This is a genomic window from Duganella sp. GW821-FHT01E12, from assembly GCF_059422325.1.
The window spans coordinates 164,354-175,984 of record NZ_JBWKWR010000012.1; the positions used below are offsets into that span (position 1 = coordinate 164,354).

At 64.8% G+C, this 11,631-nt stretch carries 11 protein-coding genes; 8 read left to right on the plus strand and 3 right to left on the minus strand.

Going from position 1 to position 11,631, the window contains the following annotated elements; translation table 11 throughout:
* Positions 1-8: 8 nt before the first annotated feature.
* The 5 genes from polA (at position 9) to AC07WS_RS26105 (ending at position 5,295) form a co-directional block, all read left to right on the plus strand.
* Positions 9-2,783, plus strand: coding sequence for a DNA polymerase I (gene polA / locus AC07WS_RS26085; protein ID WP_494731864.1), 2,775 nt, complete (start codon positions 9-11; stop codon positions 2,781-2,783).
* 36 nt (positions 2,784-2,819) lie between these two features.
* Positions 2,820-3,704, plus strand: coding sequence for a dienelactone hydrolase family protein (locus tag AC07WS_RS26090; protein WP_494731865.1), 885 nt, complete (start codon positions 2,820-2,822; stop codon positions 3,702-3,704).
* Positions 3,705-3,836: 132 nt separating this feature from the next.
* Positions 3,837-4,589, plus strand: coding sequence for a ZIP family metal transporter (locus tag AC07WS_RS26095; RefSeq protein ID WP_444845555.1), 753 nt, complete (start codon positions 3,837-3,839; stop codon positions 4,587-4,589).
* A gap of 141 nt (positions 4,590-4,730) precedes the next feature.
* The gene (locus AC07WS_RS26100) at positions 4,731-5,015 is read left to right on the plus strand and encodes a hypothetical protein (protein ID WP_494731866.1); all 285 of its coding nucleotides are present in this window, start codon (positions 4,731-4,733) and stop codon (positions 5,013-5,015) included.
* A complete protein-coding gene (locus tag AC07WS_RS26105; protein WP_161097451.1) occupies positions 4,987-5,295 on the plus strand; it encodes a type II toxin-antitoxin system RelE/ParE family toxin in 309 nt (102 codons plus the stop codon). Before AC07WS_RS26100 ends, AC07WS_RS26105 begins: the two co-directional genes overlap by 29 nt.
* On the opposite strand, the gene AC07WS_RS26110 is transcribed toward AC07WS_RS26105, so the two are convergent.
* Genes AC07WS_RS26110 through AC07WS_RS26120 form a run of 3 tightly spaced genes read right to left on the minus strand, consistent with a single transcriptional unit; the run spans position 5,292 to position 8,191 of the window.
* Positions 5,292-6,146 (minus strand): sulfurtransferase, encoded by an 855-nt coding sequence (locus tag AC07WS_RS26110; protein ID WP_494731867.1) that lies wholly within the window; start codon positions 6,144-6,146, stop codon positions 5,292-5,294. The genes AC07WS_RS26105 and AC07WS_RS26110 overlap by 4 nt on opposite strands.
* 13 nt (positions 6,147-6,159) lie before the next feature.
* A complete protein-coding gene (locus AC07WS_RS26115; protein WP_494731868.1) occupies positions 6,160-7,083 on the minus strand; it encodes a DMT family transporter in 924 nt (307 codons plus the stop codon).
* Between the two features lie 7 nt (positions 7,084-7,090).
* Positions 7,091-8,191 (minus strand): aromatic ring-hydroxylating oxygenase subunit alpha, encoded by a 1,101-nt coding sequence (locus AC07WS_RS26120; RefSeq protein WP_494731869.1) that lies wholly within the window; start codon positions 8,189-8,191, stop codon positions 7,091-7,093.
* A 316-nt stretch (positions 8,192-8,507) separates the two neighbouring features.
* Between AC07WS_RS26120 and AC07WS_RS26125 the strand changes: the two genes are divergently transcribed.
* The 3 genes from AC07WS_RS26125 to dxs are packed head-to-tail and all read left to right on the plus strand — an operon-like array spanning position 8,508 to position 11,521.
* Positions 8,508-8,762 (plus strand): exodeoxyribonuclease VII small subunit, encoded by a 255-nt coding sequence (locus AC07WS_RS26125; protein WP_117012936.1) that lies wholly within the window; start codon positions 8,508-8,510, stop codon positions 8,760-8,762.
* Positions 8,759-9,649 carry a polyprenyl synthetase family protein gene (locus AC07WS_RS26130; RefSeq protein WP_494731870.1) on the plus strand — a complete coding sequence of 297 codons (891 nt, stop codon included), beginning with the start codon at positions 8,759-8,761 and terminating at the stop codon, positions 9,647-9,649. Before AC07WS_RS26125 ends, AC07WS_RS26130 begins: the two co-directional genes overlap by 4 nt.
* The gene (dxs, locus tag AC07WS_RS26135) at positions 9,650-11,521 is read left to right on the plus strand and encodes a 1-deoxy-D-xylulose-5-phosphate synthase (RefSeq protein WP_494731871.1); all 1,872 of its coding nucleotides are present in this window, start codon (positions 9,650-9,652) and stop codon (positions 11,519-11,521) included.
* Positions 11,522-11,631 lie beyond the last annotated feature (110 nt).

Below are 11,631 nucleotides of genomic sequence, written 5' to 3' on the forward strand. Positions count from 1 at the left end.
TAGTGTCTATGCAAAATACCCTGCTGTTAGTTGACGGTTCCAGTTACCTCTATCGCGCCTTCCACGCGCTGCCCGACCTGCGCAGCCCGGACGGCTATCCGACCGGCGCCATGCACGGCATGGTTAACATGCTGCGCCGTTTGCGCGCCGACTACCCGGCCGCCTACATCGCCTGCGTGTTCGACGCCAAGGGCAAGACCTTCCGCGACGATATGTATCCCGAGTACAAGGCCACGCGCGCCTCGATGCCGGACGACCTGCGCCTGCAGATCGAACCCATCCACGAAGCGGTCAAGGCCATGGGCTGGCCCATCCTGATGGTCGAGGGCGTGGAGGCGGACGACGTGATCGGCACGCTGTCGGTGCAGGCGGCGCAGGCCGGCATGAACGTGGTGGTGTCCACCGGCGACAAGGACCTGGCGCAGCTGGTCAACGACAAGGTCATGCTGATCAACACCATGACCAACGAGAAAATGGACGAGGCGGGCGTGCTGGCCAAGTTCGGCGTGCCGCCCAACCGCATCATCGACTACCTGACCCTGATCGGCGACACCGTCGACAACGTGCCGGGCGTGTCCAAGTGCGGGCCGAAGACCGCGCTCAAGTGGCTCACCGCCTACGACTCGCTGGACGGCGTGATCGCCAACGCGGACAAGATCACCGGCGCGGTCGGCGAGAACCTGCGCAGCGCGCTGGAATGGCTGCCGAAGGGCCGCGAGCTGATCACCGTGAAGCTGGATTGCGACCTGTCCGAACACATGGCGACGATCGCCGAATCGCTGGTGGCGCGCGGCGAGGACAAGGACACGCTGCTGGCCTTCTTCGGCAAATACGGCTTCAAGACGCTGCTGCGCGAGCTGGGCACGCCGTCGGCCCCGGTCGGCGCGCCGGGCAAGGCTGCTGCGGCCGCAGCGGCGCCGGCCGCCGGCGGCGCCGTCTCCGCCAACCTGGACATGTTCGGCGAAGCCCCCAAGCTCAGCACCAACTACGAAACCGTGCTGACCGACGAACAGCTCGACAAGTGGATCGCCCTGATCGACGCCGCCAAGCTGACCGCGGTCGACACCGAAACCACCTCGCTGGAGCCGATGACGGCGCAGATGGTCGGCATCTCGCTGTCGGTGGAGCCGGGCGTGGCCTGCTACATCCCGGTGGCGCACAGCTACCAGGGCGTGCCGGAGCAACTGTCGCGCGAGCACGTGCTGGCCAGGCTGAAGCCATGGCTGGAGGACGCCACCAAGCTCAAGGTCGGCCAGAACCTGAAGTACGACAGCCACATCTTCGCCAACCACGGCGTGAAGCTGCAGGGCATCGAGCACGACACGCTGCTTGAATCGTATGTGTTCGAATCGCACCGCACCCACGACATGGACAGCCTGGCGCTGCGCCACCTGAACCACACCACCATCCCGTTCGCGGACGTGTGCGGCAAGGGCGCCAGCATGATCACCTTCGACAAGGTGGAGATCGGCCGCGCGACCGAGTACGCGGCGGAGGACGCCGACATCACGCTGCGCCTGCACCAGGCCATGATCGGCGAGGTGGAGAACGACGCCAAGCTCAACTTCATCTACCGCAACATCGAACTGCCGACCGCCGTGGTGTTGCAAAAGATCGAGCGCAACGGCGTGCACATCGACGCCGAGCTGCTCAACATCCAGTCGGCCGAACTGGGCGCGCGCATCGCCGAGCTGGAAGCGAAGGCGCACGAGCTGGCCGAGCAACCGTTCAACCTCGGTTCGCCCAAGCAGATCGGCGAGATATTCTTCGACAAGCTCAAGCTGCCGGTGGTGAAGAAGACCCCGAGCGGCGCCCCGTCCACCGACGAGGAGGTGCTGCAAAAGTTGGCCGAGGACTATCCGCTGCCGAAAGTGCTGCTGGAGTATCGCAGCCTGTCCAAGCTGAAGTCGACCTACACCGACAAGCTGCCCAAGGGGATCAACCAGGACACCGGCCGCGTCCACACCAACTACGCGCAGGCGGTGGCGGTGACGGGCCGCCTGGCCTCCAACGATCCGAACTTGCAGAACATCCCGATCCGCACCAAGGAGGGCCGCCGCATCCGCGAAGCCTTCATCGCGCCGCCGGGCAGCCACATCGTCTCGGCCGACTATTCGCAGATCGAGCTGCGCATCATGGCCCATATCTCGGAGGACGCCAACATGCTGCGCGCCTTCGCCGAGGGCGTGGACATCCACCGCGCCACTGCCGCCGAGATCTTCGGCGTGCCGCCGGAGGAGGTCAGCAGCGAACAGCGCCGCTACGCCAAGGTGATCAACTTCGGCCTGATCTACGGCATGAGCGCCTTCGGCCTGGCCGGCAACCTGGGCATCGAGCGCGGCGCGGCGCAAAGCTATATCGACCGCTACTTCGCGCGCTTCTCGGGCGTCAAGCAGTACATGGACGACACGCGCCTGCAGGCCAAGGCGCGCGGCTACGTCGAGACCGTGTTCGGCCGCCGCCTGTGGCTGCCCGAGATCAATTCACCGAACGGCCCGCGCCGCCAGGGCGCCGAACGCGCCGCGATCAACGCGCCGATGCAGGGCACGGCGGCCGACCTGATCAAGCTGGCCATGGTGGCCGTGCAGGATTGGCTGGAAAAGGATAAGCTGCAGACCAAGATGATCATGCAGGTGCACGACGAACTGGTGCTGGAAGTGCCGGACGCCGAACTGTCGCTGGTCAAGGAAATGCTGCCGAAGCTGATGGCCGGCGTGGCGGAGCTGAAGGTTCCGCTGACCGCCGAAGTCGGCGTGGGCAAGAATTGGGAGGAAGCACATTGAGAATGTGCTTCCGCTAACTACTATCGGAGGAATCGCATGGATGATTTGAGGCAGGATGCAGAGAGTTTGCTGACCAAGACCAGTCTGTCGGACGGCGTCGACCGCCGCGACTTCCTGAAGGTGGCGCTGGGCACCGGCTTCGCGGCCGCCGCGCTGCCGGTGGTGGCGCAGAACGTCATCAAGACCGACACCGCCGGCCTGACCGCCGGCACCATCACCCTCACGGTGGACGGCGCGCAGGTGCCGGTGTACCGCGCCCAGCCCGAGGGCAAGACCAAGCTGCCGGTGATCCTGGTGGTGTCGGAAATCTTCGGCGTGCACGAGCACATCGCCGACGTCGCCCGCCGCTTCGCCAAGCAGGGCTACCTGGCGCTGGCGCCGGACCTGTTCGTGCGCCAGGGCGATCCGCAAAAGGCCGCCTCGATCGCCGAGCTGCAGCGCGACATCATCTCCAAGACGCCGGACGCACAAGTGATGGCCGACCTGGACGCGACTGTGGCCTGGGCCAAGGCCAACGGCGGCAACGGCGACAGGATAGGCATCACCGGCTTCTGCTGGGGCGGGCGCATCACCTGGATGTACGCCGCGCACAATCCGGGCATCAAGGCCGGCGTGGCCTGGTACGGCCGCCTGATGGGCGAGAACACTCCGGTGACTCCCAGGCACCCAGTTGATATCGCTGGATCTCTGACGGTGCCGGTGCTGGGCCTGTACGGCCTGAAGGACACGGGCATCACCCAGGACTCGATCGCGGCCATGAAGGCGGCGCTGGCCAAGGGGCCGAACAAGTCGACCTTCGTGGTCTACCCGAACTCCGGCCACGCCTTCCACGCCGACTACCGCCCCAGCTACGTCGAGGCGGACGCCAAGGATGGCTGGGCCCGCGCGCTGGCGTGGTTCAAGCAGAACGGCGTGTTGTGACCCTGATTTACCGGCCATTTGGCCAAAGATGAGCACAAAACCGGGCCGGGCGGTAAAATAACGCCCCCGGCCCGCGCGCAGCGGCACGGTCCTGCTACAAGAGGCTATAACATCGATCCCGTACTCATCTCCATCCTACTGGCCACCACGGTCGCCGGCGTCGTCAGCATCACCGCTGCCGCGGTGTTCTCGTTTACGCTGCTGTCGAAGGTGGTGGAGCGCATGGTCAGCCTGTCGGTGGGCATCATGCTGTCGACCTCGCTGCTGCACGCCCTGCCCGAAGCGTTCGAATCGCAGGCCAGCGCGCGCAGCCTGTTCGGCACGCTGCTGGGCGGGCTGCTGGCCTTCTTCCTGCTGGAGAAGATGGCCATCCTGCGCCACTCGCACCACCACGAGGGCGACGGCCACCACCACCACCACGGCCACGACAAGCGCGAGGCGGGCAAGGCCGGCTGGATGATCCTGGTCGGCGACGGCATGCACAACTTCACCGACGGCATCCTGATCGCGGCGGCCTTCCTGGCCAATCCCGAGCTGGGGCTGGTGACGGGGCTGGCCATCATCGCGCACGAGATCCCGCAGGAGATCGGCGACTTCATCGTGCTGCTCAACGCCGGCTTCACGCGCACGCGGGCATATGTGTACAACTTGCTGTGCAGCCTGTTGTCCATCGCCGGCGGCCTGCTGGGCTACTACACGCTGGACCGCGCCAGCAGCCTGATCCCGTATGTGCTGGTGTTCGCGTCGTCGGGCTTCATCTACATCGCCGTCAGCGACCTGATGCCGCAGATGCAGCGCCGCGCCACGCTGCGCGAAACCATCCCGCAAGTGCTGCTGATCGCGCTCGGCGTCATCATCGTCCTGTTCCTGACCCACGGCCACTGACGCCGCTCAACCCGGCGCGCCTTGCACCCTGCGGCGCCGGGAGTATCATGGCGGGATGGACAGCAAACCCAATAAGCAAGCCGAAGCATTCGCCGCGCCGGAAGCACGCCAGCTGATCGCTCAAGCCGGGAGTAGCATGACATGATGAAGGCCAGACAAAAAAAGCAGGCTGAAGCGTTAGCGGCATTATCCCCCGCCGACCGCGCGCGCCTGGAACGGCTGGCCAGTCTTGCAGACGTGACTCCGGAACATCTCTGGCCTGATGTATGGCTCTACGGGTTTGAGGATGTGGAGGACGGGGTGCGGGCCGATCTTGAGGCTGAAGAAGATATTGCCGCCGGCCGTACCATTCCAAATGACGAAGTCATGGCGGAAGCAAGACGCATAGTGGAGAGTTATGCCAAGCGGAAGCGGAACGCCGGCTAAGCTACCGGTGCGCTGGAATTCGCGCGCGCGAACCTCGCTGAATAACTCGCTGCATCGCATCGGCGCGCAAGATCCAGGTACCAGTATTCTGATTCAGCAACGAGTTTCGGCCGCGTTGGATGCCATCGCAATACAGCCGGGGATAGGCACGCCGACACAGCGCCGCAATACCCGGCGATTTCCAATTGCCAAAACCGGGCATACGATCGAATACACCGTTGTTGACGGCGAAATCACGATTACACGCTGGGTGCGGCAGGCGCGAGTGCGAAAAATCTAGGCGGCGCCAGTCGCCACCGGCCGGGCCGGGTCGGCGCACCATTCGCTCCAGGAGCCGGGGTAGAGCGCGGCGCCGGACAGGCCGGCCACTTCCAGTGCCAGCAGGTTGTGGCAGGCCGTCACGCCCGAGCCGCATTGCATGATCGCCTGCGGCGCGCTGGCGAACAGCGGCGCCCATTCCTCCCTCAACTGCGCGGCGCCCTTGAAGCGGCCGTCGGCGCTCAGGTTGTCCTTGAAGAAGCGGTTCTTCGCGCCTGGAATATGGCCGCCCACCGGATCGATGGTCTCGTTCTCGCCGCGATAGCGGTCGGCCGCGCGCGCGTCGACCACGGTGCGCGCCTGCGTGGCCAGATTGGCCACCACGTCCTCCACCGACACCGTCGGCACCAGCGACGCCCGCTCGGCGATCACGCCGCGTGCGCGCGCGGCGACCGGCGTCACCATCGGCAAGCCCTGCGCCTGCCAGGCGGCCAGGCCGCCGTCCAGCACCGCCACCGCCGGATGTCCCACCCAGCGCAGCAGCCACCACAGGCGCGCCGCGAACATGCCGCCGTGCGCGTCATACGCCACCACCTGCGTATCGTCGTTGATGCCCCAGCCGCGCAAGGTCTCGATCAGCGCCGCGCGCTCCGGCAGCGGATGGCGGCCGCGGAACTTGCCGTCCGCGCCCACCTTGGCGCCCGACAAATCCGTATCGATGTTGGCGAATTGCGCGTTCTGGATATGGCCGATGGCAAAGCCGTCGCGGCCCGCGTCCGGATTCATCAGGTCGTGGCGGCAATCGAGTATCACCCAATGGTCGTCGGTCAAATGCTGGGAAAGGTCGGTGGCGTTGATCAGAGTGGTGTGCATATTCCGGGTTTCCTTAGACTTCGCTGGCTATGGGATCGGTAATGGCAATCGCCTTACCGCGCTCGGTGTTACGCGTATTGTAAAACGTTGTGGCCACGCCGGACACCAGGATCACGACGATGCCCGCCCAGCTGTGCCAGCTGAACACATCGCCGAACACCAGCACGCCCCACACGCTGGAAAACACGATGCCGGTGTACTGCAGATTGGCCACCACCAGCGTCTGCCCCAGGCGATAGGCGCGCGTCATGGCGATCTGCGCGCTGGTGGCGCAGATGCCGATGCCCAGCAACAGCAAACCGCCATGCACGCTGTTGACCGGATGCCACACGGCGCCCTCGCTGCCGGCCAGCGCGTAGTTGCCGGCGATGCCCGCCACCAGGTTCATGATCGAAAAATAGAACACCACCCGGTTCTCGGGCTCGCCGGCCAGGCCCAGCTTGCGCACCTGCAGGTAGGCCATGGCCGACAGCACGCTGGAGCTGAGCGCGATCAGCGCCGGCGTCAGTTGATTGGAGTGGAAGGCCGGCTGCAGCAGCAGCGTGACGCCGACAAAGCTCATGCCGACCGCCGCCAGCAGCGGCCACCTGACCTGGTTCTTGGCGTGCCACCAGCCCAGCGCGAACAGCCACACGGCGATCCAGATCGGCGCCATGTAGTTGAGGGTCATGGCGGTGGCCAGCGGCAGGCGGGCGATGGCGTAGAACCACAGCCACAGCGACACCACGCCGACCAGCCCGCGCCACAGGTGGGCGCCGGGCATGCTGGTGGTGAATTTGCCGCCTTGAAATTTGATGATGGTGAACAGCACGGCCACGCCGACCACGCCGCGATACATGACGATTTCGGATGTGGAGAACTGCTCCGAGGCCAGCTTCACGCACACCCCCATCGCGGCGAACATGAAACTGGCGAACAACATCCAAAGTGACTGCATCGGTTTCCTAGAGATCGATATTGGCCCGGTACCACTCGTGGAAGTGCTGCATGCCGTCTTCCATCGGCGACTGGTAAGGACCGGCATCGGTGGTGCCGCGCTTCATCAGCGCCTTGCGGCCGGCGTCCATGCGCTGGCCGATCTCGTCGTCCTCGACGCAGGTTTCCATGTAGGCGGCGCGCTCGGCCTCGATGAACTCGCGCTCGAACAGCACGATCTCCTCGGGGTAGTAGAACTCCACCACGTTCTTGGTGCGCTGCGGGCCGTCCGGCCACAGGGTCGAGACGATCAGCACGTGCGGATACCATTCGACCATGATGTTCGGATACAGCGTCAGCCAGATCGCGCCGTACGGCGGCGGTTCGCCGCCACGGAACTTGAGCACCTGCTCCTGCCAGCGCTTGTAGATCTCGGAGCCGGACTTCTGCAAGCCCTTGTTCACGCCCACGGTCTGCACGCTGTAGTCGCGGCCGAATTCCCAGCGCAGGTCGTCGCAGCTGACGAAGCCGCCCAGGCCCGGATGGAAGGGCTCGACGTGATAGTCCTCCAGGTAGACTTCGATGAAAGTCTTCCAGTTGTAGTCGCAGTTGTGCACTTCGACGTGGTCGAACATATAGCCGGAGAAATCCAGGTCCTTGGTCACCGACAGCTCCTTGAGCTTGTCCATGACGTCGTAGCCGTTCTGCTCGAACAGCAGGCCGTTCCAGCTTTGCAGCCGGGTCTTGGGCAGGTTCAGGCAGGGCGTCTCCGGGAAGTGCGGCGCACCGATCAACTCGCCCTTGAGGTCGTAGGTCCAGCGGTGCAGCGGACAGACGATGTTGTTGGCGTTGCCGCGGCCGTTGAACATCAGCGCCTGGCGGTGGCGGCAGACGTTGGACAGCACCTCCAGCCCGTTGGCGTTGCGCACCAGCATACGCCCCTCGTCTTCGGAGACAAGGGTGGCGAAGTCGCCGACGTTCGGCACCATCAGCTCGTGCCCGATGTAGCGCGGGCCGGCCTGGAATAATTGCTGCATTTCACGCTGCAGTAGCGCTTCGTCAAAATAGACGTCAACCGGAAGTTGCGCGTTTGAACGCGCCAGCTTGGCGTGGGTAGCCAGATCGGACATCCCAACCCCCCTTAATATGTACATCAAACCAAAGAGAGACAGAATCCGTAAAGACCTGAATTCAAAGTTGTTGAAAATGGTATTTCGGACAGAACCGGCGATTATACCGTGTTTCGCCCCGGTCAGACGACCGGATGTGCTCGTTTTTCGCGCAAAACATGGTGAAAATTACATGATTGTGCGGGATATGGTGACGATTGCGATAAAATCCATAGTTTCCGCCGTCGGCAGTGCCGCTATAGTTCCACCGGATAAGGTGGTTTGTTCTAAAATAACGGGCTACACTGCGCTGGCACGTGTTTTTACCTGAGTGACTATGTCTAAGAAATTAACTGCCGACGCGACCACCGCCCCCGCCTCGTTCGAAGAAGCGATGGCGGAACTGGCGCAGCTGGTTGCACAAATGGAGGCAGGCCAACTGCCGCTGGAAGCCTCGGTGGCCGCCTACGCGCGCGGCTCGGAGCTGGTGAAATTCTGCGCCGTCCAGCTGGAGAAAGTGGAGTCCCAGGTCAAGGTGCTGGAAGGCGACATGCTCAAGCCGTTCGCGGAAGCTGGCGAGGCCGAACTATGAACGGCGCCTTTGACGACTGGATGAAGACCGTGCAGGCGGCATCGGAAAACGATTTATCCGGTTTTCTGCCTTCCGCCACGACGGTGCCGGCCAAGCTGCACGCGGCGATGCGTTACGCGCTGCTCGGTGGCGGCAAGCGCGTGCGTCCGCTGCTGGTGTACGCGGCCGGCGCGCTGTTCGGCGCCGACCCGGCCATCCTGAGCCGCGCCGCGGCCGCCGTGGAAATGATCCACGCCTATTCGCTGGTGCACGACGACATGCCGTGCATGGACGACGACGAACTGCGCCGCGGCAAGCCGACGGTGCACGTGGCCTACGACGAGGCGACCGCGCTGCTGGTGGGCGACGCGCTGCAATCGCAGGCCTTCCTGGTGTTGTCCGAGGCGGACAGCATCCCGCCCGCGCGCCAGGTGGCGATGCTGCGCCTGCTGGCGCACGCGTCCGGCTCGGCCGGCATGTGCGGTGGCCAGGCGATCGATCTCGACAGCGTGGGCCTGAGCCTGACTTTGGCCCAGCTGGAGCAGATGCACCAGCTCAAAACCGGCGCGCTGCTGCGCGCCGCCGTGGTGCTGGGCGCGCTGGCCGGCAAGGAGCTCGACGCGGCCGAGCTGCAAGCGCTCAACACCTACGCGCGCGCCATCGGCCTGGCCTTCCAGGTGGTGGACGACGTGCTCGACGCCACGGCCGATTCGGCCACGCTGGGCAAGACCGCCGGCAAGGACGCCGCCGACAACAAGCCGACCTATGTGTCCATCCTGGGTCTGGAGCCATCGCGCGCGCTGGCGGAAACATTGCGGCTCGACGCGCACGCAGCGCTCGCGCCGTTTGGAGAAAAAGCTCTGCGGTTACGCGAACTCGCGGATTTGATCGTGCAGCGGAAGGCATAAATGAAATTGCTCGAAAACATAGATTCCCCGGCGGACGTGCGCAAGCTGTCGCGCACCCAGCTGACGCCGCTCGCGCATGAACTGCGCAGCTACCTGCTCGATTCGGTCTCGAAGACCGGCGGCCACCTGTCGTCCAACCTCGGCACGGTCGAGCTGACCGTGGCGCTGCACTACGTGTTCAACACGCCGCACGACCGCATCGTCTGGGACGTGGGCCACCAGACCTACTCGCACAAAATCCTCACCGGCCGCCGCGATCGCATGAACACGCTGCGCCAGCTGAACGGCATCTCCGGCTTCCCCAAGCGCGACGAAAGCGAATACGACACCTTCGGCACGGCGCACTCGTCGACCTCGATCTCGGCCGCGCTGGGCATGGCGCAGGCGGCCAAGATCAAGGGCGAGCAGCGCCACGCCATCGCCGTCATCGGCGACGGCTCGATGACTGCCGGCATGGCCTTCGAGGCGCTCAACAACGCCGGCGTGCAGGAAGACCTGAACCTGCTGGTGATCCTGAACGACAACGACATGTCGATCTCGCCGCCGGTGGGCGCGCTGAACCGCTACCTGGCGCGTTTGATGTCGGGCCAGTTCTACGCCGCCGCCAAGAACGTCGGCAAGTCCGTGCTGCCCGGCCCCGTGCTGGAGCTGGCCAAGCGGCTGGAGGAACACGCCAAGGGCATGGTGGTGCCCGCCACCATGTTCGAGGAGTTCGGCTTCAACTACATCGGCCCGATCGACGGCCACGATCTCGAATCGCTGGTGCCGACGCTGCAGAACATCAAGCACCTGAAAGGTCCGCAGTTCCTGCACGTGGTCACCAAGAAGGGCCAGGGCTACAAGCTGGCCGAGGCCGACCCGGTGCTGTACCACGGCCCCGGCAAGTTCAACCCGGCCGAAGGCATCAAGCCGGCCGCCGCGCCGGGCAAGATGAGCTACACCGAGGTGTTCGGCACCTGGCTGTGCGACATGGCCGCCGCCGACAAGAAGCTGGTCGGCATCACGCCGGCCATGCGCGAAGGCTCGGGCATGGTGCGCTTCGAACAGCAGTTCCCTGACCGCTACTTCGACGTCGGCATCGCCGAGCAGCACGCCGTAACCTTCGGCGCCGGCCTGGCCTGCGAAGGCCTCAAGCCGGTGGTGGCGATCTACTCCACCTTCCTGCAGCGCGGTTACGACCAGTTGATCCACGACGTGGCGCTGCAAAACCTGGACGTGACGTTCGCACTGGACCGCGCGGGCCTGGTGGGCGCCGACGGCGCCACCCACGCCGGCAACTACGACATGGCCTACCTGCGCTGCATCCCGAACATGGTGGTCATGGCCGCCTCGGACGAAAACGAGTGCCGCCAGATGCTCACCACCGGCTACCAGTACAAAGGGCCGGCGGCGATCCGCTATCCGCGCGGCGCCGGCGCCGGCGTGGCGATCAAGCCGGAACTGACGACGATTGAAATCGGCAAGGGCGAGATCAAGCGCCAGGGCCAGAAAATTGCCATTTTGGCCTTCGGCTCGATGGTGGCGCCGGCGATGGCCGCGGGCGAGGCCCTGGACGCCACGGTCGCCAACATGCGCTTCGTCAAACCGCTGGACGTGGAACTGGTCAAGCAACTGGCCGCCAGCCACGATTACCTGGTGACGGTGGAAGAGGGTTGCATCATGGGCGGCGCGGGCGCCGCCGTGGCAGAAGCGCTGGCCGCCGAAGGCATCGTCAAGCCTTTGCAGATGCTTGGCCTGCCGGACAAATTCATCGACCACGGCGACCCGGCCAAGCTGCTCGCCAGCGTGGGACTGGACGCCGCCGGCATCACCGCCTCGATCAAGCAACGCCACGCCGGCGGCGAGCCGCGCCTGGTGGTCAACAACGGCTGAACACCGTTGCAGTGACGCTCAAAGCCGCCTTCGTGAACTGACCCCAAATAGTTGGACGGTATAGTTTGCTAAGCAGCCAAGGGCTGAGTTCTGTATTGCACAGGACTCAG

Bases quoted from the DNA above. Each gene is read 5' to 3' on its own strand.
- dxs (WP_494731871.1), top strand. From the start codon at position 9,650: ATGAAATTGCTCGAAAACATAGATTCCCCGGCGGACGTGCGCAAGCTG.
- AC07WS_RS26090 (WP_494731865.1), top strand. From the start codon at position 2,820: ATGGATGATTTGAGGCAGGATGCAGAGAGTTTGCTGACCAAGACCAGT.
- AC07WS_RS26125 (WP_117012936.1), top strand. From the start codon at position 8,508: ATGTCTAAGAAATTAACTGCCGACGCGACCACCGCCCCCGCCTCGTTC.
- polA (WP_494731864.1), top strand. From the start codon at position 9: ATGCAAAATACCCTGCTGTTAGTTGACGGTTCCAGTTACCTCTATCGC.
- AC07WS_RS26115 (WP_494731868.1), bottom strand. From the start codon at position 7,083: ATGCAGTCACTTTGGATGTTGTTCGCCAGTTTCATGTTCGCCGCGATG.
- AC07WS_RS26130 (WP_494731870.1), top strand. From the start codon at position 8,759: ATGAACGGCGCCTTTGACGACTGGATGAAGACCGTGCAGGCGGCATCG.
- AC07WS_RS26110 (WP_494731867.1), bottom strand. From the start codon at position 6,146: ATGCACACCACTCTGATCAACGCCACCGACCTTTCCCAGCATTTGACC.
- AC07WS_RS26120 (WP_494731869.1), bottom strand. From the start codon at position 8,191: ATGTCCGATCTGGCTACCCACGCCAAGCTGGCGCGTTCAAACGCGCAA.
- AC07WS_RS26105 (WP_161097451.1), top strand. From the start codon at position 4,987: ATGCCAAGCGGAAGCGGAACGCCGGCTAAGCTACCGGTGCGCTGGAAT.
- AC07WS_RS26100 (WP_494731866.1), top strand. From the start codon at position 4,731: ATGATGAAGGCCAGACAAAAAAAGCAGGCTGAAGCGTTAGCGGCATTA.